We start from the raw sequence: 22,121 nt of genomic DNA, 5'->3' as shown, positions 1-22,121 counted from the left end.
TCACGCCGAACACGTGAGGGCGGTCGGGTAGCAGCCGGCACTGACATCCAGGGCAGCGGTTCGCCTGGTCACCGAACGTCGGAGGAGCCCGGAGCCGACACACCCCCCGGCGATCACACACGATGAACTACGACGGGTGTTCTCTCAGGGGTGTCGTTACCAGCCGGTCCAGAGCAGATGGTTGACGGCCAGGGCCACGACCGCTTGCGCGGTCAGCCAGCCGCGCCGGCCCGACACGGGCAGGAGGGCGGCGGCCGGGAGCAGCCAGAGCATGAAGGGCTGCCAGATCCGTTCGGTCTCCGCCTTGCTCATCCCTGACAGATCGGCGGCCAGCAGGGCGAGGAACCCTGCCGCTACCAGCAGGATCAGGCGCTGTGACGGAACGGCCGTGCCGGTCCGCAGGGTGCGTACGGCGCCGGGCGCGTCCGCCGCCGTCCGGCGCAGACCCGCGAGGGTGGCCGGTCCGATCGCGATCGCGGTGCAGGCGAGGTTGGCCCAGACCCAGTACCCGTAGGGGCGGACACCGCCGGCTCCCTGGTAGTAGCGCTCGACGAGGAGGTGGTAGGCCTCCCACCAGTTGAAGCCCGCGAGCGTGAAGGCCGCCGGTACCACCAGCGCCCCCAGGGCGAGGAGGGGGAGGGGGCGGGCTGTGCGGGTGAGGACGAGGACGGTCAGGATCGGGAGCGCGATGAGCGTCAGTCCGTAACTGAGATAGCAGGTCAGCCCGTAGAGGAGTCCGGCGCCCAGTGCGGCGGCCGCGGGGCTGCGGACCGTGCGGGTCGCGGCCAGGGCGGACAGGGCGATGGACCAGGCGGCCACCGCGGTGAAGTAGCCGTCGGCCGAGGCACCCGCCCAGATCGCGACTGGTGCGAGGACGACGAACGGGGCGGCGCGGCGTGCGGTGTGTTCGTCCGCCAGGGCGCGCACGGTGACCAGGACGGCTACGACCGCGGAGGCACCGGTCACGATGCACCAGACGCCGGCCCAGGCGCCGCCGCCGAGCCCGATGCGGTCGAGCAGGACGAAGGTCAGGGTGGAGGCCGGCGGGTGGCCGGCGACGTGGGCGGGCCAGTTGTCCGGTTGCCCGGCCAGGATGTGTCCGTTGAAGCCGCGCAGGGCGGCGCCGATGTCGTCGAAGCGGCCGATGACCCTCAGGTACTCGTGTTTGGTGGTGAGGCGTTCCGCGATACCGCGGTGCCAGCCGTCGATCAGCGCGAGCGAGAAGACCCAGGCGAGCGAGGCGGCGTAACTGCTCAGGAGCAGTCCCCGCCGGCGCAGCCGGGCGGCGAGGACCGGACCGTGGGCGATGACGGCGACGGCGACGGCGGGCGCGGCCCAGGTACCGGGTCCGACGTGCGGATACCAGTGCGCGAGCAGCGGCGGCCAGTGGACGACGAGGGTGCGCAGGGGATCGTCGAACGCCCGGCCGACGAGCACGGCGGCGGCCACCAGCACGACGCCCGCCCCGGCGGCGGCCAGGTCGCGCAGGTGCCCGGAGTGCCGTACGGGGAGCGGTTCGACGGTCTGCTCGGTTCGGTCCACGGTCTTCACGCAGGCACCGTACGCACCACGGGGCGTTGGCCACGCCTCCTGGCGGGGCGCGTCACCGAACCGTCAGATTCGGGGCTGTCGGCCGGGGGCCCGTTGCTCGTGTCCCCACCCGGTCGATGCCGTCGGAACCGGCGGACTCCGGACTGTCGGCCGCGACTCGGCTGCCCGTGTCCCCACCCGGTCGATGCCGTCGGAACCGGCGGACTCCGGACTGTCGGCCGCGACTCGGCTGCCCGTGTTCCTGCCCGGTCGATGTCATCGGAACCGGCGGGCTCCGGGCCGCTGGCCGGGACTCCGCTCCCCGTGTTCCCGCCGGGGTGATGTCATCGTTTCGTCAGGAGTCGTCACCACCTCGTGCCCGCGTCCGCGGCATAGCGTCGGGGCATGGGAGACAGCCGTCGGCACAGTCCGGCCCCACCCGCGTTCCTTTCCCGCCTCCTCGGCGGGCGTGGGACGACCCTTCTTGCACGTTCTCCCTCCGCGCCGGGGTTCTGGCGCAGTCCGGTGCGCGGCGTACGGTTCACGGCGGTGCTCGGCCTCGTGCTGCTCGCCGGGATCACCGTGCTCTTCGTGACCGGACTGCTGTCCTACGCGGCGTACAACCCGGACCTGAATCCGGTCAACGACAAGACGCCGGACAAGGGCCTGCTGGGCTTCTACCTCTTCGCGTGGCCGACCGGGCCGCGCTGGCTGTACCGGCTGACCCAGGGGCTCCACGTCACCCTGGGAATCGTGCTCGTCCCCGTCCTGCCGGCCAAGCTCTGGTCCGTCGTGCCGAAGCTCTTCGCCCTGCCGCCGGCCCGTTCCGCCGGGCATGCGCTGGAGCGGATCTCGCTGCTCCTCCTCGTGGGCGGGGCGCTGTTCGAGTTCGTCACCGGGCTGCTCAACATCCAGCTGGAGTACGTGTTCCCGGGCTCGTTCTACCCGCTGCACTTCTACGGGGCGTGGGTGTTCTTCGCCGCGTTCCTCGCCCACGCCGTGCTCCGGGCGCCTCAGGCCGTACGGGTGCTGAGGTCGGGCGGCCTGAGCGGGAAGGTCCCGGACGATCCACTGGAGTCGCCCGCCCCCTCCCCGCCGACGCTGTCGCGGCGCGGAGCGCTGGCCATGGTGGGCGCCGGTTCCCTGGTGCTGCTGATCACCTCGGCCGGACGGAGCTTCGACGGTCCGTTGCGCCGGATCGCGGCCCTCACCCCGCACGGCGCGGCCGAGCCGGGATCCGGGCCCAACGGCTTCCAGATCAACAAGACGGCCGCCGCGGTCGGTCTCACCACCGCCGACACCGGGGAGGGCTGGTGGCTCACCGTCAGCGGCCCGGCCGGCGACCTCCGGTTCACCCGGGAGCAGCTGATGGCGATGGACCTGCACAGCGCGGCGCTCCCGATCGCGTGCGTGGAGGGCTGGTCCACGTCGGACCAGTGGTGGCGCGGGGTACGTCTCACGGATCTGGCGGCGCGCGCCGGATACCCGGACCGGCCGCCCGGCGTCCTGGTGGAGTCGCTGCAGCGCAGCGGGCCCTTCCGCCGGGCCGCTCTGCGCGACAACCAGGTGCGCGACCCGCGCTCCTTGCTCGCGCTCCAGGTCAACGGCGAGGACCTGACCCCCGATCACGGATATCCCGCACGGATCGTCGTCCCGGCCGCCCCCGGCGTGCTCAACACCAAATGGGTGTCCCGGCTGACCTTTGGAGAGCTGTGAGAAGGGCGAACACGCGAGCGGTCGTGCGGCCTCGGTACGGGGAGGGGCCACTGCACCTGGTGCTGATGGCGGCGTCCTTCGCGCTGGCCGGCTATGCGGGCGTACGGCTGCTGGCGGGGGACACCTTCGGCGTGATCGTGTGGTTCGCCGGCGCCGCCCTCGTGCACGACCTGGTGCTCGTACCGCTCTACGCGGGCGCCGACCGGCTGCTGTGCCGGTCGGCCGGGCGGCGTTCGGGGCTGGTCAACTTCGTCCGGGTGCCGGCCTTCCTGTCCGGTCTGCTGCTGCTCGTCTGGTTCCCGCTGATCACCCGGCGGACGGAGCGCTATGAAGGGGCGAGCGGGCCGTCGCCCGACGTGTTCCTGGGGAACTGGCTGCTGATCACGGCCGCGCTGTTCCTGGTGTCGGGGCTCTGGCTGGTCGTCCGGATTCTCCGGCCGCGTCGCAGGGAGACGAACGAGCGGCCGCCCGCGTCCCACTGATCGACGGAGCGCAGCCCGTGCGGGCGGGCATACCTCAGCAGCGCCGAGGTACCGAGCCGGGCCCAGGGGAAGGGATCGGCCGGTGTCGGCCCGGCCCCGGGGGCCCGCCCGTCGTCCAACTGCACGCGGACCCGCTCGTCGATGTCCTGCGATGCGGTCTCGGCGACGAGGAGCCCGCCCGGGGCCAGCAGTTCCGCCGTACGCCGCAGCAGGCGGGACGGGTCGCCGCCGATGCCGATGTTGCCGTCGAGCAGCAGCGCGGTGCCCCAGCGCCCTTCGCCCGGCAGCGGTTCGAAGACGGAGCGGCGCAGCGCGGATCCGCCCAGCCGGAGCGTGCGGTCGACCGCGGCCTCGCTGACGTCGACGCCGAGCGCCCGCTGCCCGCGGGCCGCCAGCGCGGCGACCAGCCTCCCCGGGCCGCACCCGATGTCCAGGACCGGGCCCTCGCACCGGCCCAGGGCCGACAGGTCGGCGGCGTCCGCCCCGGCGCACCAGCGCTCTACGTCCAGCGGCAGCAGCCAGCCGTCCATGCGGCGCAGGAAGAGCGGACCGCGCCCGTTGCGCAGGGCGTCGGCGTACGGGTCGGTGCCCCAGGAGCCGGTGTCCCAGGAGCCGGTGTCCCTAGGAGCGGTGTCCTCGTGCGGCGGGTTCAGCACGCCCCGGTAGTGGGCCGTACGGTTCATCGGACCGCCGCCCGGGACAGCAGGGCGAGCTCCGCGGCGAACCGCCCGTGCGGCGCCAACGCGGCGACGTGCGCGGCGTCGGCCGCCGTGTCCACGTCCCGCAGCCGGGGGAGGTCCCGGACCACGAGCCCGGCGTCGACGAGCCGGCGCCGCTGCACCGCACCGGTCTCGGGCACCGACATCGGCACGCCGCGCAGGAGTCCCGGGTCGGGCGCGGCCAGCCCGAGCGCCCAGAACCCGCCGTCCTCGGCCGGGCCGAACCAGGCGTCGCAGCCGTCCCAGGCGCCGGGGCACAGAGCGGGGGCCAGATCGGTGGCCGAGACCTGCGGGGTGTCCATCCCGATCAGGACGGCCGGCCCGGTGCAGGCACCGAACGCGGCGGCGAGCCGCTCGTCGAGACCACCCGAGCCCTGTGCGACCACCTCGATGCCGGGAGGCAGCCATGGTCCCGGCCTGCCGTCGAGGACGACCACCCGGCGCGCCGCGGGCAGCGTGCGGACGGTGCTCAGCGTGTCGGCGAGCGCCGCCTCGGCCAGGCGTGCGGCCTCCGTCGGCGAGAAGGCCGGAGTGAGGCGGGTCTTGACCCGGCCCGGCAGCGGCTCCTTCGCGATGACGAGCAGGGTCGCCCGCCCCGTGCGGGAGCCGGGAACGGTCGCGCTCACCGGACCACCTCCATCCGGACCGGCGGCTCGCCCAGGACGGCCCGCATGTCCCGCACCGCGTGCCAGGTGCCCAGCCAGGTGCCGGTGACCTTGGACTTTCCCGTCCGCGCGAGGTACGGGACGTCCGTCTCGGTGACACGCAGCCCCGCGTCGGAGGCGCGCACGACCATCTGCAACGGGTAGCCGCTGCGCCGGTCGGTGAGCCCCAGTGCCAGCAGGTCGGTGCGGCGCGCGGCCCGCAGCGGTCCCAGGTCGTGCAGGCGCAGTCCGGTGCGGCGGCGCAGCATCCGGGCCAGGGCCGCATTGCCCGCCCGTGCGTGCAGCGGCCAGGCACCCCGCGCCTCGGGACGCCGGCGGCCGAGCAGAAGATCGCACTCCCCGTCGGCGATCCTGCGTACGAAGCCAGGCAGCAGCCCGGGGTCCAGCGAGCCGTCGCAGTCGCAGAAGCAGACGAACTCCGCGTCGGAGGAGAGCAGCCCGGCGTGACAGGCCGCGCCGAAACCCCGCCGCGGTTCGTGCACCACCGTCGCGCCGAGGGAGCGGGCCAGATCCGCCGAGCCGTCGGTCGAGCCGTTGTCCACGACGATCGCCCGCCAGCCACGAGGCACCGAGGCCAGCACCGCGGGCAGCGCGGCGGCCTCGTCCAGACAGGGAAGAACGACATCGGCGCGAGGGCCGGAAGTATCGGAGGGAGGAATCACACGGCTCACCCTACGGAGCGAAAGCCGACAAATCGGGTTCCGTATTCTTACGAAACATGGACGTCGGCGGCCGACGGTCCGGGCGGCCCGTGCTCCCCGTCCCGCGGATGCCAGGGTGGAGGCATGCACCCGACCCCGGATCCCTCACCCTCCCGTCCCATCGGCGACCGCACAGACGCCCGCGCGGCGTACGGCGCCCCGCCGTCGGGGGAGACCGGTGCCCTGCCGGCGGGCGGGCCGCCCACCGCCGTCCCTCCCCGTGGCCACGTACTCGTCGTGGACGACGACCCCACGGTCGCCGAGGTGGTCACCGGCTACCTGACCCGGGCCGGATACGAGGTGGACCGCGCCATGAACGGACCGGCCGCGCTGGAGCGGTACACGGCCCGCCGACCGGACCTGGCCGTCCTGGACCTCATGCTGCCCGGTATGGACGGATTCGAGGTCTGCCGCCGCATGCGGGCGCAGGGCCCCGTACCGGTCATCATGCTCACCGCGCGCGGCGACGAGGACGACCGCATCCTCGGCCTGGAGACGGGGGCCGACGACTACGTCACCAAACCGTTCAGCCCCCGCGAACTCGTGCTGCGCGTCGACGCCGTCCTGCGCCGCGCCCGAGCGGCGGCCGCACCCGCCGGCCGCTCCGCACCGATCGAGGGCGCGGGCCTCGCCCTGGACCCGGCGGCCCGCCGCGCGACGCACGGGGGCCGGACCCTGGCGCTGACGCTGCGCGAATTCGACCTGCTCGCCTTCCTCCTGCGCCATCCCGGCCGGGTCTTCACCCGGGAGGAGCTGATGAGCAGTGTCTGGGGCTGGGACTTCGGGGACCTGTCGACGGTGACGGTCCACATCCGCAGGCTGCGCGGGAAGGTGGAGGCCGACCCGGCCCGCCCGGAGCTGATCCGTACGGTCTGGGGCGTCGGCTACCGGCTGGACCTGCCCTCCGCCGGGACGAGCGGGGCCGACGCTCCCCCGGACTCCGGTGCGGGGCAGCCGTCATGACCGACACCCTGCTCATCGCGCTCTTCGCCTTCCTGGGCGCCGCCGCGGCCGGACTGCTCGGGGCACTCGTGCTGAGGCTCTCCCGGCACCGTTCGCTCGTCGTCTCGCTGACCGTCGTGGCCGCCGTGGCCGTGACCGCGATGCTCGCCGGCACCCTGGCCGTCGCCTGGGCGATGTTCCTGTCGCCGCACGACCTGACCGTGGTCACCACCGTCGTCGCCATGGCCGCGGTCGTCTCGCTCGCCACCGCGATGCTGCTCGGCCGCTGGGTGGCGGCCAGCAGCCGGGACCTGACCCTCGCCGCCCGCTCCTTCGGCGACGGCGGCACGTTCGCGGCCCCCGAGGCCCCGGCCACCGCCGAACTGGCCGCGCTCACCCGCGAACTGGCCGCCACCAGCGCCAAGCTCGACCGTTCGCGCGAGCGCGAGCGCGCCCTGGAGACCTCGCGACGCGAGCTCGTCGCCTGGATCTCGCACGACCTGCGCACCCCGCTCGCCGGTCTGCGCGCCATGTCGGAGGCGCTGGAGGACGGCATGGCCGTCGACTCGCGGCGCTACCTGCGGCAGATACGCACGGAGGTGGAGCGGATGAACGACATGGTCGGCGACCTGTTCGAGCTCTCCCGCATCCACGCCGGCTCGCTCACCCTCACCCCCACCCGGATCTCCGTCTACGACCTGGTGGGCGACGCGCTCGCCGGTGCGCACCCGCTCGCCCGTGAGCACGGCGTGCGGCTGGTCGGCGACCGGATCGACGCGGTCCCCGTCGAGGTCGACGGCAAGGAGATGAGCCGCGTCCTGGACAACCTCCTGGTCAACGCCATCCGGCGGACCCCCGTCGATGGCACCGTCGCGGTGGCCGCCCAGCGCGCGGACGACGGAGTGGTGCTGTCGGTGACCGACGGCTGCGGCGGCATCCCGGAGGAGGACCTGCCCCGGGTCTTCGACACGGGCTGGCGCGGCACCCACGCACGGACGCCCCCGGCCGGGGCGGGGCTCGGACTCGCCATCGTGCGCGGGATCGTCGAGGCGCACGCCGGCCGGGCCGAGGTCCGCAACGTCACCGGCGGCTGTCGCTTCGAGGTGACGCTGCCGGCGGTGTGAGCCTCACCCCGGCGGCAAGGTCACCGGCGGCTGCTGCTTCGAGGTGACGCCGTCGACGGCCCGAGCTCACCCCACCGCCACCACTGCCCCCTCCCGCAGCGGCGCCGCCGCGAACCCCGCCATCCCCTCGGCGAAGCCCACCTCCGGCCTCCACCCCAGTTCCTCGCGCAGCCGCCGCGAGTCCGCCGTGACATGGCGTACGTCCCCGAGCCGGTACTCACCGGTGACCACCGGAGCCGGGCCCCCGTGGGCCGAGGCCAGCGCGGTGGCCATCTCGCCGATGGCGTGCGGCTGCCCGCTCCCGGTGTTGTACGCGGCGAAGGTGCCGGGCCCGCGTCCCGCGACCGCCTCCAGCGCCACCGTGTTCGCGGCGGCCACGTCCCGCACATGGACGAAGTCCCGGCGCTGGCCGCCGTCCTCGAAGACGCGCGGCGCCTCCCCGCGGGCCAGGGCCGAACGGAAGAAGGAGGCGACACCCGCGTACGGGGTGTCACGCGGCATGCCGGGCCCGTACACGTTGTGGTAGCGCAACGACACCGCGCGCCCGCCCGTCGCCCGCGCCCAGGAGGAGGCGAGGTGTTCCTGGGCCAGCTTGGTCGTCGCGTACACATTGCGCGGGTCCACCGGCGCGTCCTCACCGACGAGTCCGGGCACCAGCTCCGTCCCGCAGGACGGGCAGCGGGGCTCGAAACGGCCCTCGGCCAGATCGGCCTCCGCGCGGGGGCCGGGCCGCACCGTTCCGTGGAGCGTGCAGTCGTACCGGCCCTCCCCGTAGATCACCATCGATCCGGCCAGGACCAGGTGCCGCACCCCGGCGTCCGCCATCGCCGCGAGCAGCACGGCCGTTCCGAGATCGTTGCACCCCACGTAGTCCGGCGCGTCCGCGAAATCCCTGCCCAGACCGACCATCGCCGCCTGGTGGCAGACCGCGTCGACCCCCCGCAGCACACGGTCCACGGCCTCGCGGTCACGTACGTCCCCCACCACGAACCCGCTCCCGGCACCCGGGGGCACGCCGGCGTCGGCGCCGTGCGCCGAGGCGAGCAGAGCGTCGAGCACCACCGCCTCGTGGCCCGCGGCCGCAAGGCTCCGCACGATCTCCGAACCGATGAACCCGGCGCCGCCGGTGACCAGTACACGCATACCGCCCACCGTAGGCCGTGCGGACCGGGACGGGAGCCGACGCCCCGGCACGTCACGGGAACGTAAGAAGCACCTTCTCAGCCCTCATCTGCGCAGACCGACGGACCGACAACGCACCGAGCCCGATGCCGCCCCGGCGCACGATCCGCCGCAGCTTCCGCCCTTCCTGATCGGTCAGCCTGCGGTACGTGTGATGAGGTCGTCGTCCGTGATCTGGCGGACCACCCGGCACGGCGTACCGAGGGCAACGGTCATCGGCGGAATGCTGCGGCTGACGACGCTGCCGGCACCGATGACGGATCCGTATCCGATGCGAACACCGGGCAGGACCACGACGTTGCTGCCGATCCAGACTTTGTCCTCGATCACGATCGGCTCGGAGTAGCGGCCGAAGTCGGCTCGGCGTGCGGGATGCACCGGGTGCCCCGTCGTGGTCAGCGTCACGCTGGGAGCGATCATGACCCCGTCGCCTATACGGATGTCCACGTCATCGACGAACGTCAGGTTCACGTTCCCGAAGAAGTCGTCGCCGATATGGACGTTGCTGCCGAACCCGGCGTGGAACGGTGGCAACAGCACGGTGCGTGCGCCGACCGAACCGAAGATCTCGGTGAGCAGCGACCGGCGCCTCTCCGGATCGCTCGGTGGTGTCAGGTTGTAGGCGAAGATCTGCTCCGTGCGGCGCAGAGGGGCCTGGAAGGCTGCTTCCGACTCGGTGTAGACGAGCCCCTTGGCGATCCGGGCGAGTACTTCTTCGTGGTGAAGTTCCGTCACAGTGGAATCCTCCGTTGTCCGATTTCCCGGGCGCAGATTGATGTGCCCCTGATCGACCGCGCTACCGACCCTATGTGCCGTCCGCGGTCTCCTCCGTGCGGGCCGGCTGGAGCCGAAACGCTCCGAGGGTGCCGCCCATTGGCAGCCTGCCGCATTGTCATTCTTCAAGAACCGGCGCGAGGCGGCTCAGCGCATCAACGGTGCCGTCACGATGCCGGGAGGTGTCCGGTATCAGGACGGGGTGGCTGCCTGCATGACGGCGTGCCAGGGAGTGGCGTCGAAGATCAGGCGGTGGTGTCGATGCGGTTCTGGGTGAGGTGGAAGTACGCGGCGGTGCGCTGGGTTGCGATGGCCGGAATGGACGTGTGGATGTCTGAGGAAGAAGTGAGGGCTTGGAGGGCTGGATGCTCACCGGTCACGTCGCAGTGCCCTGACACATGATGCCGAGTACGGCACCTCCACCCCCCGTCCTCCGTGCGTCGGAGCGCTTGCACGCCATGGTGGTGACGCCTGCGTCGCACGAGGGCAAGTGGTGTTCCCCGGGCGCTGGATGAGTCCCACGGCCGCTGCGCGCCCGGAGGTTCTCCGCAGCGTGCGTCAGGCCGTCTCGTATCCGGCCGAGCGCAGTGCGGCCAGCGCCTGGTCATGGCGGTGTTCGGGGACAAGTACCAGGTCGGCATGGAACGTCGAGGCGGTGAACACCGGAATCGCGGCACGGGACAAGGGCGTGAGGACCGCGGCCAGGAGGCCCGGCTCGTCGAGTCCGTGGTTCGGATCGGCGTCGTACAGAGCGATCCAGCGGTCGGCTGCGGGCACCGAGGCGCCTGCCGAACGGATCACCGTCATGCCTTCCGGCGCTCGGATGAGGGCCAGCCAGTCGTCGCCGGGCGGCACGCGCGGACCGGGATGGTGTTCGAGGGCCAGGACGGCATCCAGCACCCGGAGACGGCGCGTCGAGCGGACCGCCCCCTTGGCCAGGTCGGCGACGAACGTCACGCGGTCGAGTCCGGGGCCGTCGTAGTCCGGCCGAACGGGCGCGGCCACGAACCCGAGCCGGGCGTGGAACGCTTGGGAGACGGTGTTCTCCGGGCTGGTCACGCAGTGCGCATACCGGCGGCCGTGTGCCCGTGCCAACCGGAAGAAGGCATGGTAGAGGGCGCGCCCGATGCCTTCCCCGTGCAGTGCCGGGTCGACGCCGACGAAGTGCACGTAGGCGACGTCCGGTTCGGTCTGCGACAGGAAGCCGACGAGGAACGCGGCGAGTTCTCCGTCGGGACGCTCGACGAGAAAGCTGGTCGTGGTGAAATGCTGGAAGTACAGGCGCGGTAGCAGCAGCGCGCGTTCCCTCGCGCCCGCCTCACCCTTGAGCCCGCCCCACCACCTGTCCAGCACGGCCAGCACCCGCGGATGATCCGCGGCAGCGGGATGCCGGGCTGTCAGTCCGGAGGGGAGGTCGTCGATCACCCGGGCAGTGTAGAGGCGCTGGAACGGACCGTGCCAGGACCCGCCGGCCGGACACGGAACCCGAGCCCGCCCCCCAAGCGGTCTGCGGCGTAAGTTGTTCGGGGGTCGATCGTGCCGAGAGTGCGACGGAGAATTCGTCCAGGGTATCGGCGATCGGCGGTCTGCGCGGCCGGCCGGGCCCTGTTCCGCGGACCTGCCGAGCCGGACACGGGCGGTGTCCAGGTGCGGGCCTGTTTTGCTCGCGTTGTGCGCGATGTGCGCGCGTCGGAGCGCCCGCTAGGGCGTGCGGGACGACCTGGACGCGTACCCGCAGCCGGGTCCCGGTTTTGTGGTCGCCGTCGGCCTTCTCCAACGGTGCGTTCGGAGGCGGTCGGGCTCATCGGGCGGGCGGTGCGGGTCCGCGTGGCGGGCGGACCCGTCGGCGGTGCGGAAGAGGGCGTGGCCGCCCCGGATCAGGCTGTTTCGGGCCACCGGAAGGCGTCGGCGTTGCGTGCGCGAAAGTCCGCGAAGGTCCGCGGCCCGCGTCCGAGGAGTTGCTCCACGGTGTCGGGGCGCGACGGCAGTACACCCGGCGAAGTCGCCACCGCGCTGAACGTCACCACGCCCACCGTCGTCGAGACGGCCGACCGGATGACCGCGGCCGGGCTGCTCATCCGCCGCCGTGACGACCGGGACAACCGTTTCGTCCGGCTCCGGCTCACCGACGCGGGGCGTGCACTGCCAGAACCGGTCGAGTCGGAGCGGCAGTTGATCGAGGAGAGGGTCACCGCGGATCTCACCGAGACCGAACGCGAATCCCTCCTGAAGGCCCTGGCGAAGATCCACCGTGCGGCGAGCGGGCTACTGAACGGGCCCATCGGCAAGGGCGACTCCGCCATCACCTGACACGTCCCGAGACCGGACAGTGGTTGTCCGCCGCCGGGGGAGAGGGTTGGATCGGAGCGGGTCCGATGTTCCGGAACGGGATCAGCCCGGTCCGGACCCTGTTCCGGGCGCCGTGTCGCAGAGCACCGAGAGGGACGTCGTGGACTGGTCGCTGGGGCTGCTCGGGTTCGCCTCCGGGTTCCTGATATCCGTCGTCACCGCGCCCGTGGGCGTCTCCGGGGCGGTCTTCCTGCTGCCCGTCCAGGTCAGTGTGCTGGGCGTGCCGAGCCCGGCCGTGACACCCACGAACCTGCTCTACAACGTCGTGGCCGGCCCCGGCGCCCTCCTGCGTTACGGGCGGGCCGGACAGCTCGGCGGACCGCTGACCCGGCTCCTGGTCGCGGGCACGGCCCCCGGCGTCGTCATCGGGGCCGTGATCCGCGTCTACGCCGTGCCCGGCCCACGCACCTTCCGCCTCCTCATCGCGGCACTGCTCCTGCCGCTCGGCCTGTGGTTGTGGCTGCGGACCGTACGCCCGGCCCCGACCCGCGCCCACCGTCCCCTGTCACCCCGCGCGACGACATCGCTGGCACTGGCCGTCGGAGTGGCCGGTGGCATCTACGGAATCGGGGGCGGCTCCCTGCTGGGCCCCGTCCTCGTCGGCCGCGGCGCGCCGGTCGCGACCGTCGCACCCGCCGCCCTCGCCTCCACCTTCGTCACCTCCGTCGTCGGCGCTGCCACCTACGCGCTGCTCTCCCTCACCGCCACCGGCGACGTCGCCCCCGACTGGCCCCTGGGCCTCGCCTGCGGCGCCGGCGGCCTCCTCGGTGGATACCTCGGCGCCCGCCTCCAACCGCACCTCCCCGAGGCGGCCCTCGCACTCCTCCTCGCCACCCTCGCCACCACGATCGGTGCGCTCTACGCGGTACAGATCGCTCTTCCCGCGGCGTGACGGGTGCGACGACCTGGCCGGCCGTGTTGTTCAACTCCTTGGGGGCGGCCTGTTCCGTCTGCCATGACTTATGGTCAAGCTACATTGCGAGAATATCGCCCTGAAAGGGGCGAAAGGTGCTGGGGAGGGATCTAGGATTTGACTACCGGTTAATGGCTCGGAGGTCTGTCCAATGATTTACACCGTGGAGTGCGGATTCGCCGATCCGGTACGTGAGGGGGAGTGGAACGATTTCTATTCCCATCGTAAGTTGCCTGCGCTCATTTCTGTCACGGGATTTCATACCTCGCAGCGGTTCAAGGCGATCGGTGCGGGGTGCCCCACTTATCTTGCCGTTCACACCATCGGATCCCTGGACGTACTGCACGGAGAGGAGTACGTAGAAAAGGGCGGTGGGAGCTTCGCCCGCTGGCAACCCGATATCGTCGACTGGCACCGCAACCTCTACGACGGCCTCGACCGGGCGCCCGACGTGTCGGCCGGTGAATACCTGGTGCTGAGTTCCATCGGTCCCGAAGCGTTGATGCGGCTCGGACTCGCTCCGCACGCCATGCGCGCCGTCGCGATGGAGAAGTCCCCGGAGCGGCGCTGGCTGGCCACGGCCGTGAGTTCCGAGCCCCCGTGCCTCGCACGCGTGCCGGACGGCGTCCATTTCTATGCGGCGATGACTCCCCAGCTCAGGGGCGTGCCCTCCGCAGCCGCGACCGACGACAGGTAGTGCCCGCGCGAATGGGCCGAGGTCGTCCGGTCTCCGTCGAGATTCGGATCGCCGCTGCGATCACGGATCCCACCGGCCTCGGCGCCCGCATTCGTTGCTTCGGCTTCACCGGGCGAAGCATTCACACCCTCAATGAAGAAGAACGGCGCAAGAATGGAATTCGAATCCTTTCCCGTCAGAAAAGTCGGAGACTATACGGTCACCGCCATCAGTGACGGGTATCTCACGGCGAGTCTCGACTTGCTCCTGAACGTCGACCGTCACGAGGCGTCCGCGTTGCAGCGGCGGGGCGGACTGAACGATCAGTCGCCCATGCACATCAACAGCTATCTGGTCCGGGGCGGCGGCCGCACCGTTCTGGTGGACGCCGGGGCGGGCGGCATCAAGCAGTGGGGCGGTCGTATGGCGTCCTGCCTGCCACGGGCAGGGGTGCGAGCATCGGAGATCGACACGATCCTCCTCACACACGCGCACCCCGACCATGTCGGGGGCCTGCTCGACGACTCCGGACGGGCCGCCTTCCCGAACGCCGAACTCGTGGTACACGAGCGTGAGGTCGCCTTCTGGGAGGACGACAGCAATCTCGCGCACGCGAACGACAGGGCTCGTGGCAATTTCCAGATCGCCCGCAGAGCCCTCGACGCCTATGGCGGCGGACTTCGCGCATTGCGCGGAGGCGAGGTCCTGCCCGGTATTTCAGCGATTCCGCTTCCCGGTCACACGGACGGGCACACCGGCTATCTCATCGGTTCCCAGAGCGAGAGCGTGTTCTTCTGGGGCGACACCGTGCACTTCCCGGCCGTCCAGGTGACGCGGCCGGACGCCTCGGTCGCTCTGGACAACGACCCGGTCCGCGCCGCCGAGACCCGCTCACAGGTATTCGAGATGGTCAGTGCCGAGCGGATGACCGTCGCCGGTCCCCACCTCACCGACCGCGGATTCGCCCGCGTCGAGCGGCTGGGCGGTGACTACTGGATCACGTACGAGGGGTGAGCGGCGGCGGAGTCCGACGTGGCCGGCCTGTACTCCGGTCCGGCCTCGTCCACCAGCCAGTCGGAGAAATCATCGAGAAGTTCCGTACGGGAGGTCCGGGAGTTGGTGACGAGGATGAAGTCCTTGCCCGCCGACTCTCCGGGCGGCCCGACCGGAACGAGTCTTCCGGTTCGCAGTTCTTCGGAGACGTAGAGTCGGGGAACGAGTGCTACGCCCAGGCCCGCGAGAGCCGCTTCGATCAGCATGGAGAACTGTTCGAAACGGCTTCCCGCCGCCGCGTTCTGGAGATCGACCCCGAATTCCCGCGCGTAGTCCCGCCAGCTCTCCGGCGTCGTCGTCTTGTGCAGCAACGGCAGACCGGGGAGCCTGCCGGCACTCATTCCGTAGCCTTGTGGGACGAGGTCGGCACGGCAGACCGGGATCAAGGGGCTGCGGAGCAGGTGATGTGATTCGGTCCCGGCCCACGCGGGATGGGCGAAAGTGATCGCGGCGTCGAAGGCGCTGCCGTTCAGGACGAACGGCTCGTTACGCGTGCTCAGATTCACCAGCACGTCCGGACGCTTCCGCGAGAACAGCGGAAGCCGCGGTACCAGCCACCTGGTCGCGAACGTCCCGATCACCGCCAGCTCCAGCACCCCCTGCTGAGGCGGGGACGTCATCACCTGCAGTGTCGACCGCTCCAACGACACGAGGAGCCGTCCCACTTCTTCGGCGTAGCGCGCCCCGTGCGCTGTCAGCTCGACCCGGTTGCCGCTCCGAAGGAACAACGACACCCCGAGAAACGCCTCCAACCGCGCGACCTGACGGCTGATGGCCCCCTCCGTGACGACCAGTTCCCGGGCGGCGAGAGCGAACTTGCCATGACGTGCCGCGGCCTCGAAGGCGAGCAGCGTCGAGGTGCTGGGAATATGCCTGGCCACCATGGTTGTCACCCTCCGTGAAGCTTGACCGATTGTAAACCCGAGGCCTTCCGCAGTGCCGGGGAGGCGGGACGGCGCAGCCACGACGGATTCGCGGGCCGATCGAGCAGGAGGGGCAGTGGGTGGCCGGTCCGCTCGGGCTTACCATCCACGGGGGCCGGCGAACGGTCACCGGACAGCGAAGGGGGTGGGCGGTGTGGAACTCGACGAACTCGGGCTCCTGCCCGACGAGGCGGCCGTCTACTAGATGCTGATCGCTCAGCCGTCGGCCCGTGCGGAGGCGATCTGTGACGCGGCCGGTCTGCCCGTCGAACGGGCCGCGGCCGCACTGGGCTCCCTGGTGACGAGGGGCCTCGTGGCCCGCGCCGCCGACGGCCACCGGTACGCCGCGGCGCCCCCGGCCGTCGCGCTGGGCGCCGAGCGGGCGGCGCACCGAGAACGGTTGCGGCGCGCCGAAGTGACGGTCGCGCGGCGCGCGGAGACGTACCGGATGGCGACCGCGGACCGCGCGCAGCGCGAACTCGTGGAGATCGTCGAGGGCGGCGAGGCCATCGGCACGCGCTACCGCCAACTGCAGTTGTCCGCGCGCCGTACCATCGACATCTTCTCGGCGGGCAGGCCCCAGGCCGTCACCCCGGCGGACAGCGAGGAGGTGACGGCCCTCGCCCGCGACTACGGGTGGGCGTGACCGCCGTCCGCCACACCCGCCCGCTCCCGGCTCCGCCTACTTCAGGGTGATGGCCCGGATCACGTCCTGGCCGATCGTGAGCCCGCCGGGCACCGCGGCCGAGGCCCGCAGCGACACCGACTCGGCGGCCCGCGGCGTGTTCAGGACCGTCGCCCAGCGGCCGTCACGCGTCCGCTTGAGCGTGGCGTCCCGCCACGTCGCCCCCTCGGCGTAGGAGACCTGAAGGGTGGCCGATGAGGCCGAGGTCCTTCCGTCGTACGTCGCGGAACGCAGCCCCAGGGCGAGGCGCTTGCTGGCCCCGGCCGTGCCCCGCAGATCCGTGTCGGCGTCGTACGTCAGGTTCAGCATCGGCGCATCGGCGCATCGGCGCGGGCCGTGCCCGCCGGCAGCGGTTTGTAGTCGAAGCTCCACGTGGTGCGCGTGCTCGTGGAACCCGTCCAGGCGGCGGTGGTGCGCTGCCCGGTCGCGACGAGCCTGTAGGAGCCCGCCGTCAGGTTGTACGCACGGCCCGACTGGGCCTTGAACGTGGCGAGCTGGGCGTCGCCACGGTAAAGAGTGGTCTGCTTGGTGCCGCCACCGGCCCCGACATGGCCGGCGTCACCTCCGGACCACACCGCGACGTTCCAGTTGAGGGTGTTGGTGCTCGTCTGGTACGGGACGTAGGTATCCCCGAGGCGCGCGGCCTGGACCGGCTTGAACCAGGCGACGTCGTATTGCCGGCCGCCGGTGTAGGAGTCCGTCTCCCCGCGCTCGAAGTAGCCGTCCGCCGCACCGAGTCCGGTGTGCTGCTCGTACCAGGACCCGACGGCGGTGGTGCCGCCGGTGACGTACTCCGTCGTCGTCCGGGACCACTGCTCGTACGCGTCACCGCCGAGACCCGGACCCCAGGCCGGGATGAAGTAGCGCCCGCCGTAGCCGAGTGTGCCGGGCGCCGCGTAGACGCCGGTGCGCACCCGGGCCGGCTCGCCGTCGTCCGGCCGGTACGCCAGGGACCGGTCCGGGACGACGTCCTCGAACTGCTGCACCAGGTCGTAGCCGTAGTCCGGATACTGCTGCTGCCTCACGTGCAGCCGGCCGCTTTCCGACTTCGCCTCGGAGACCGGGCGTGCGCCGTCGCCCTGCCGCACGGAGGCGACGGTCAGCCCGTCGGCACCGTCATAGCTCTGATACAGGCGTCCAGGGGTGTTGTTGACGACGATCAGCAGGGGCGCGCCCGCGTCGGCGGCCGTCCGAGCCCGCTCCGTCGCGGTGACGTCCTCGCTGCGGTCGACGATCACGGCCTTGCCCCGTGCGTCGAGCCCGGTGTAGTCGGCTGCCGCGCCCCGGCCCGCGTACACGGTGCGCAGGGTCGACGAGCCGTCGCGGTACGCGGTGCCCGGCTGCGGCGTCAGTTCGATGTCCCGCCCGGTTCCGGTCGCGGCGTCGAGGACCTTCTCCCTCAGCCGCCAGTGCAGGAACGCGCGCAGCGAACCGTCCGACACCTTCTTCGTGGGCGCCAGGTGCAGCGAGTCGTACATGTCGGCCAGCAGCCAGGAGGTGGACCAGTTGACGCCCGTTCCGTTGGCGTAGGTGCGCTGGCGGTTGAAGACGGCCTGCGTCTCCTCGCTCTCCCGCTCGGTGACCGCATAGGCCTTGCGTACCTTGGTCGCGTCCAGATCGGCCGTGCCGGAGGTGTGGCCGTCGCCGAGCGTCGTCTCGTCGGAGATCAGCAGTGCCTGGCCGAGCGAGTCGGCGGTGTCGCCGGGCACCTCGACGTAGGCGGTCGCGGTGTACCGGCCGGGCGGCAGCCGCAGCGTCTTCTCCCCGTCCACGGCGATGAGCGTGGACTCGCTGGAGTCCGCCGTGTGCAGCGCGACATTGCCCGACAGCGGCTTCCCGTCCCGGCCCGTCAGCGTGATGGTGTAGTCGTACATCTCCGCCTCCTTGAAGAGGGCGAAGCCGGTGTGGGCGACGGTCGTTCCGGTCGCGGTGTCCGTCGCGACGACATGGCCGGAGAACGTGGTGCCCGCGGGGACCTTCGACGGGTCGAGGGTCAGGGACACCTCGGTGGTGCCGTGTGCCGGGACCGTCACCGAGGACCGCGACAGGGTGTACGCGGTGACGTCGGTGTCGAGGGCGAGGGCGAGCGTGATGTCCGCGTCGCCCTCGTTGCGGTAGGTGAGGGTGTGGGTCGCCGTCTTCGCGTCGGCGTTCGGTCAGTTGTACGCGGCCGCCTCCACGGAGCCCGTCGCCTCGACGGTGGAGCTGACGGCCGACGCGACGCCCACCCGGCCGGTGCCCACCTCGTACGGCGTGCCACCGGTCGTGTCGGACGTCGACATCAGCGCGTTCTTGATGCGCTCGCCGGTCCAGTCGGGGTGCCGCTGCTTGAGGACCGCGGCCGATCCCGCGACGAGCGGGGTCGCCATCGACGTACCGCTCATGATCCGGTACGGGCCGCCGACCCAGCCCGGCACCGAGGCGATCCCCCCGCCCACCTCCGACCCCGTGGGCGACTCCTACACCCCCATCGGCCCCCGCTTCGCCCCGGTCGACAAGAGCCTCCAGTTCATCGCCGGCGAAGACCACTTCACCCTCGAATTCGCCGGACGCGCACCCGGCGGATGCGGCCCGCTGATCACCGACGTCGTCGTCAAGGCCATCGACTACGTCCGCTCCTGACGCCACCGATTCCCCCGGGCCCGGCGCGTGCCGGAGCCGGCGGCCGCGGACCGGCTCCTCGTACGACGGAGGGGGCACCCGTCACGGGTGCTCCCCTTCGCCCCTCTCATCCGGCGGAGCCGGGCGGACGCCACGTGATGCGGCGGCGACGGGCGCTGGCACCGAGCCGGAGCGTTCACGCGACCGCTTCCGCCTCACCGCCCGAGGGGTCAGCCGGGCTTGACCGCCGACGTCGCAAAGTAGTGCGACATGTAGGAAGCGGACGCGTTGGACTGGTGCGGCGCTTCCGCGAAGCCGGTGAGCAGGAACCCGGCGGCGAGCTGCCCGCCGATCTGGCCGGTCAGGGTGTGGCTGTATTCAAGTGCGGCATCCGCGCCGAACTTCGCGGCGCGTTCCTCGGCGGAGTACTGCGTGACATCGCTGTAGGGCAGCTTGTGCACGACGGTCATCTCGCCGCGCTCGTCGAGTGCCTCGTGGTCGAACAAGTACACATCGGGATTGAGGAACCCCGAGAGCAGAGTCCCGCCCGGTCGCAGAACACGGAAGCACTCCCGCCACACCGGCGCCAGGTCCGGTACGAACAGGTTGGAGACCGGATGGAACACCACGTCGAACGCCGCGTCGCCGAACGCGCTGAGGTCACTCATGTCGCCCAGGACGGTGCGCAGCCCGTCGAGCCCGTCGCGAGCCGCCACCATCCGGTCCTGACCGAGCTGGCCGGACGAGTTGTCGAACACCGTGACCCGAGCCCCCGCGGCAGCGAGGACCGGACCCTGCTGGCCACCACCGGAGGCCAGGCACAACACGTCCTTCCCGGTCAGGTCCGCCGGCAGCCACGATCGGTCGACCGGCTCCCGCCCGATGAGAACAACCGACCAGTCGCCCTTGCGGGCGCGTTCGACAACCTCACTACTCACCGGCCTCGACCACTCGTTGCCCTCCTGGACGTACCTGTCCCAGGCCGCCCGATTGTGGGAAACGGGATCGACGACCATGTCCTGCACGTTTATCTCCCTGCTACAGCCAAGCGGACCCCCGCGGCGCTGACGGCCCCGCGCCGTCAGCCAACACGATCACCCGGCCCGGCCTCAAGGGCAAATGACATCCCCTGCGCGTCAGTCGTAAGAACGCCCCGGAACGGCGCGGAGGCGGCTGCCGCGCCGATTCGGCCGCTCGGCGTCGAGAGGCTCACGTACGGCCGGGCGGCTCACGTACGGCCGGACGGACGCGGATTCTCCACGTGGGAGATCCAGATGCTGAGCAGGTGTTCGAGCGCCTCGGTCTCGTCCGGCCTCAGCGGGCTCAGCAGGTGGCGTTCGTTGTGCATGTGGTCGGTGAATGCCTGGTCGATCAGTGTGCGGCCAGGCTGGGTGAGGGCCACGATCCGGCCACGCTGGTCGTCGTCGGAGCGGCGGCGGGTGACGAGTCCGGCTCGCTCCAGGCGGTCGATCCGCTTGGTCATCGCGCCGGTCGTGACCATGGTGTGTGCGGCGAGTTCTCCGGGCGCACGCTCATAGGGCTCACCGGCACGGCGCAGTGCGCACAGGACGTCGAACTCGCCCTCGCTGAGTCCGTAGCGTTCGTAGACGAGGCAGAGTTCCCGGGTGAGGTGGTCGGCCAGGCGGTGCAGCCGGCCGATGACGCCCTGCGGGGAGATGTCGAGGTCGGGCCGCTCGCGGCGCCAGTCGGCCTGGATGCGAGCCACGCGGTCCAGCGGTTGCGGAGTGTCCATGCCCACTACGGTACCTTCCAAGGAAGCTATATTGTCTTCCATGGAAGGTAATCTGCGGTGGGTGGCACTCACCGCCGCCGCGCCGGTGGCCTGGGGCGCGAACTACTACGTCACCCGTGAGTTCCTGCCACCCGGCACCCCTCTCTACGGGGCGGCGCTGCGAGCGCTGCCCGCCGGTCTGGTCCTGCTGGGGCTGTGCAGACAGCGGCCGAGCGGTGCGTGGTGGTGGCGGTCCGCGGTCCTCGGGCTGCTCAACGTGAGCGTGTTCTTCGTACTCGTCTACGTCGCCTCCCAGCTGCTGCCGACGAGCGTCGCCTCGACCGTCATGGCGATGTCCCCCCTGGCGATGATGCTCATCGCCTGGGTCCTGGTGTCCGAGCGGCCCGGCGTCGCGCACCTGGCCGGCGCCGGGGTCGGGCTCGGCGGGGTCTGCCTCATGCTGCTGACGGGAGCGGGCGGAGCGAGCGTCCCAGGGGTCCTCGCCTCGGTCGCCGCCATGTGCGTGTCGTCCTTCGGGTACATCCTGGCCAAACGCTGGAACGACACCGGAACCGACGTGCTCGCGTCGACTGCCTGGCAGCTCACCGCCGGAGGGCTGTTCCTGCTGCCGGCCGCCGCAGTTGTCGAGGGCCCTCCACCCGCACTCTCCGCATCGGCGCTCCTCGCGTTCGGCTACGTCACCCTCGTCGCCACCGCGCTGGCCTTCGTCGCCTGGTTCACCGGGCTGCGACACCTTCCGGCAGGGACCGTGGGCCTGGTCGGGCTCCTCAACCCCGTCACGGGTGTCCTGCTCGGCACGGTGATCGCCGGAGAGATGCTGACCGTCCAGCAGCTGTGCGGCGTGGCACTCGTCCTGGCCGGAGTCGTACTGGGACGTTCCGGTCGCGCAAGGCGACGCGGCAGTACCACCCTCCGCCTTGCCGCGCGCACGAACAGCGGCCCGCCTCGACGACGTCGAGCCGTTGTTCCGCTCCATGCGGTGAGGAACCGTGCCGACCGTGCTGTTGGTGGCGAGCATTCATCATAGGTTTCTGTAAGTCCTGGAGAGTGAAAGCGGGATTTGCGGGCACAGGACGTATCGGAGGTTGATAGTCATGGTTCCTATTCTTCTTGTTCTTCTGCTCGCCCTGCTTCTCTTCGGCGCGGGTTTTGCGCTGAAGGCCCTGTGGTGGATCGCCGTCATCGTGCTGATTGTCTGGCTGCTTGGGTTCGTGATCCGGTCGACAGAAAACGGCAAGCGGGGCCGCTGGTACCGCTGGTGACGGCCATGGGTTGAGCGGACTCCTCCTGGCGTGTGGGGGGGGGGGGGCCCCCACTACGGGCCGGCCCCCCC

24 protein-coding genes are annotated in these 22,121 nt (G+C 71.4%); 11 read left to right on the top strand and 13 right to left on the bottom strand.

The window, feature by feature from the left end; genetic code table 11:
* Window positions 1-156 precede the first annotated feature (156 nt).
* Complete coding sequence (locus tag ACFVDM_RS05540; RefSeq protein WP_383633674.1) at window positions 157-1,551, bottom strand: hypothetical protein; 1,395 nt, start codon at window positions 1,549-1,551, stop codon at window positions 157-159.
* A gap of 384 nt (window positions 1,552-1,935) precedes the next feature.
* Between ACFVDM_RS05540 and ACFVDM_RS05535 the strand changes: the two genes are divergently transcribed.
* On the top strand, window positions 1,936-3,246 hold the full coding sequence (locus ACFVDM_RS05535) for a molybdopterin-dependent oxidoreductase (RefSeq protein ID WP_383633671.1): 1,311 nt from the start codon (window positions 1,936-1,938) through the stop codon (window positions 3,244-3,246).
* A gap of 325 nt (window positions 3,247-3,571) precedes the next feature.
* Here the strand turns inward: ACFVDM_RS05535 and ACFVDM_RS05530 are convergent, their stop codons facing one another.
* The 3 genes from ACFVDM_RS05530 to ACFVDM_RS05520 are packed head-to-tail and all read right to left on the bottom strand — an operon-like array spanning window position 3,572 to window position 5,774.
* Window positions 3,572-4,411 (bottom strand): class I SAM-dependent methyltransferase, encoded by an 840-nt coding sequence (locus ACFVDM_RS05530; protein ID WP_383633668.1) that lies wholly within the window; start codon window positions 4,409-4,411, stop codon window positions 3,572-3,574.
* Window positions 4,408-5,073 (bottom strand): DUF2064 domain-containing protein, encoded by a 666-nt coding sequence (locus ACFVDM_RS05525; protein ID WP_383633665.1) that lies wholly within the window; start codon window positions 5,071-5,073, stop codon window positions 4,408-4,410. Before ACFVDM_RS05525 ends, ACFVDM_RS05530 begins: the two co-directional genes overlap by 4 nt.
* Window positions 5,070-5,774, bottom strand: coding sequence for a glycosyltransferase family 2 protein (locus ACFVDM_RS05520; RefSeq protein WP_383633662.1), 705 nt, complete (start codon window positions 5,772-5,774; stop codon window positions 5,070-5,072). The genes ACFVDM_RS05525 and ACFVDM_RS05520 overlap by 4 nt, the downstream gene beginning before the upstream one ends.
* Window positions 5,775-5,897: 123 nt before the next feature.
* On the opposite strand from ACFVDM_RS05520, the gene ACFVDM_RS05515 reads away from it, so the two are divergent.
* Both ACFVDM_RS05515 and ACFVDM_RS05510 read left to right on the top strand, forming a co-directional pair.
* Window positions 5,898-6,776 (top strand): response regulator transcription factor, encoded by an 879-nt coding sequence (locus ACFVDM_RS05515; protein WP_383633659.1) that lies wholly within the window; start codon window positions 5,898-5,900, stop codon window positions 6,774-6,776.
* Window positions 6,773-7,879, top strand: a complete 1,107-nt coding sequence (locus ACFVDM_RS05510; protein WP_383633656.1) for a sensor histidine kinase — start codon at window positions 6,773-6,775, stop codon at window positions 7,877-7,879. Before ACFVDM_RS05515 ends, ACFVDM_RS05510 begins: the two co-directional genes overlap by 4 nt.
* 66 nt (window positions 7,880-7,945) lie before the next feature.
* On the opposite strand, the gene ACFVDM_RS05505 is transcribed toward ACFVDM_RS05510, so the two are convergent.
* From ACFVDM_RS05505 to ACFVDM_RS05495, 3 genes are all read right to left on the bottom strand, one after another.
* Window positions 7,946-9,022: an NAD-dependent epimerase/dehydratase family protein gene (locus ACFVDM_RS05505; protein WP_383633653.1), complete on the bottom strand. Its 1,077-nt coding sequence runs from the start codon at window positions 9,020-9,022 to the stop codon at window positions 7,946-7,948.
* 174 nt (window positions 9,023-9,196) lie between these two features.
* Window positions 9,197-9,796 (bottom strand): sugar O-acetyltransferase, encoded by a 600-nt coding sequence (locus tag ACFVDM_RS05500; RefSeq protein WP_383633650.1) that lies wholly within the window; start codon window positions 9,794-9,796, stop codon window positions 9,197-9,199.
* A gap of 597 nt (window positions 9,797-10,393) precedes the next feature.
* Window positions 10,394-11,197: a GNAT family N-acetyltransferase gene (locus ACFVDM_RS05495; RefSeq protein WP_383633647.1), complete on the bottom strand. Its 804-nt coding sequence runs from the start codon at window positions 11,195-11,197 to the stop codon at window positions 10,394-10,396.
* A 606-nt stretch (window positions 11,198-11,803) separates the two neighbouring features.
* Between ACFVDM_RS05495 and ACFVDM_RS05490 the strand changes: the two genes are divergently transcribed.
* The 4 genes from ACFVDM_RS05490 (at window position 11,804) to ACFVDM_RS05475 (ending at window position 14,787) form a co-directional block, all read left to right on the top strand.
* Complete coding sequence (locus tag ACFVDM_RS05490) at window positions 11,804-12,145, top strand: MarR family winged helix-turn-helix transcriptional regulator (RefSeq protein WP_383633644.1); 342 nt, start codon at window positions 11,804-11,806, stop codon at window positions 12,143-12,145.
* 139 nt (window positions 12,146-12,284) lie between these two features.
* The gene (locus tag ACFVDM_RS05485; protein ID WP_383634442.1) at window positions 12,285-13,076 is read left to right on the top strand and encodes a TSUP family transporter; all 792 of its coding nucleotides are present in this window, start codon (window positions 12,285-12,287) and stop codon (window positions 13,074-13,076) included.
* Between the two features lie 172 nt (window positions 13,077-13,248).
* Window positions 13,249-13,794: a hypothetical protein gene (locus tag ACFVDM_RS05480; protein WP_383633641.1), complete on the top strand. Its 546-nt coding sequence runs from the start codon at window positions 13,249-13,251 to the stop codon at window positions 13,792-13,794.
* Window positions 13,795-13,926: 132 nt separating this feature from the next.
* Complete coding sequence (locus ACFVDM_RS05475) at window positions 13,927-14,787, top strand: MBL fold metallo-hydrolase (protein ID WP_383633638.1); 861 nt, start codon at window positions 13,927-13,929, stop codon at window positions 14,785-14,787.
* Here ACFVDM_RS05475 and ACFVDM_RS05470 read toward each other — a convergent pair.
* Entirely contained in the window at window positions 14,763-15,710 is a 948-nt protein-coding gene (locus tag ACFVDM_RS05470; protein WP_383633635.1) for a LysR substrate-binding domain-containing protein, read from the bottom strand. The genes ACFVDM_RS05475 and ACFVDM_RS05470 overlap by 25 nt on opposite strands.
* Window positions 15,711-15,954: 244 nt before the next feature.
* Between ACFVDM_RS05470 and ACFVDM_RS05465 the strand changes: the two genes are divergently transcribed.
* Window positions 15,955-16,395, top strand: a complete 441-nt coding sequence (locus ACFVDM_RS05465; RefSeq protein ID WP_383633632.1) for a hypothetical protein — start codon at window positions 15,955-15,957, stop codon at window positions 16,393-16,395.
* 36 nt (window positions 16,396-16,431) lie between these two features.
* Here ACFVDM_RS05465 and ACFVDM_RS05460 read toward each other — a convergent pair whose 3' ends face one another.
* The 3 genes from ACFVDM_RS05460 to ACFVDM_RS05450 all read right to left on the bottom strand — a co-directional run bounded on the left by ACFVDM_RS05460 (window position 16,432) and on the right by ACFVDM_RS05450 (window position 18,818).
* On the bottom strand, window positions 16,432-16,743 hold the full coding sequence (locus ACFVDM_RS05460; protein WP_383633629.1) for a hypothetical protein: 312 nt from the start codon (window positions 16,741-16,743) through the stop codon (window positions 16,432-16,434).
* Entirely contained in the window at window positions 16,737-18,467 is a 1,731-nt protein-coding gene (locus ACFVDM_RS05455; protein WP_383633627.1) for a PA domain-containing protein, read from the bottom strand. Before ACFVDM_RS05455 ends, ACFVDM_RS05460 begins: the two co-directional genes overlap by 7 nt.
* Before the next feature lie 123 nt (window positions 18,468-18,590).
* Complete coding sequence (locus tag ACFVDM_RS05450) at window positions 18,591-18,818, bottom strand: S8 family serine peptidase (protein WP_383633623.1); 228 nt, start codon at window positions 18,816-18,818, stop codon at window positions 18,591-18,593.
* Here ACFVDM_RS05450 and ACFVDM_RS05445 point away from each other — a divergent pair.
* Window positions 18,817-19,056 (top strand): hypothetical protein, encoded by a 240-nt coding sequence (locus ACFVDM_RS05445; RefSeq protein ID WP_383633621.1) that lies wholly within the window; start codon window positions 18,817-18,819, stop codon window positions 19,054-19,056. The genes ACFVDM_RS05450 and ACFVDM_RS05445 overlap by 2 nt on opposite strands.
* A gap of 209 nt (window positions 19,057-19,265) precedes the next feature.
* On the opposite strand, the gene ACFVDM_RS05440 is transcribed toward ACFVDM_RS05445, so the two are convergent.
* Both ACFVDM_RS05440 and ACFVDM_RS05435 read right to left on the bottom strand, forming a co-directional pair.
* Window positions 19,266-20,060, bottom strand: coding sequence for a class I SAM-dependent methyltransferase (locus ACFVDM_RS05440; RefSeq protein ID WP_383633619.1), 795 nt, complete (start codon window positions 20,058-20,060; stop codon window positions 19,266-19,268).
* 203 nt (window positions 20,061-20,263) lie between these two features.
* Window positions 20,264-20,788, bottom strand: a complete 525-nt coding sequence (locus tag ACFVDM_RS05435; RefSeq protein WP_383633617.1) for a MarR family winged helix-turn-helix transcriptional regulator — start codon at window positions 20,786-20,788, stop codon at window positions 20,264-20,266.
* 40 nt (window positions 20,789-20,828) lie between these two features.
* Here ACFVDM_RS05435 and ACFVDM_RS05430 point away from each other — a divergent pair, with 40 nt between their 5' ends.
* Both ACFVDM_RS05430 and ACFVDM_RS05425 read left to right on the top strand, forming a co-directional pair.
* Window positions 20,829-21,815 (top strand): EamA family transporter, encoded by a 987-nt coding sequence (locus ACFVDM_RS05430; protein WP_383633615.1) that lies wholly within the window; start codon window positions 20,829-20,831, stop codon window positions 21,813-21,815.
* A 67-nt stretch (window positions 21,816-21,882) separates the two neighbouring features.
* Complete coding sequence (locus tag ACFVDM_RS05425; RefSeq protein WP_383633612.1) at window positions 21,883-22,050, top strand: hydrophobic protein; 168 nt, start codon at window positions 21,883-21,885, stop codon at window positions 22,048-22,050.
* The last annotated feature ends 71 nt before the right edge of the window (window positions 22,051-22,121 follow it).

It is taken from the genome of Streptomyces sp. NPDC057682, assembly GCF_042799575.1.
Lineage (GTDB): Bacteria > Actinomycetota > Actinomycetes > Streptomycetales > Streptomycetaceae > Streptomyces.
This window is presented reverse-complemented; position numbering and strand designations above follow the sequence as displayed.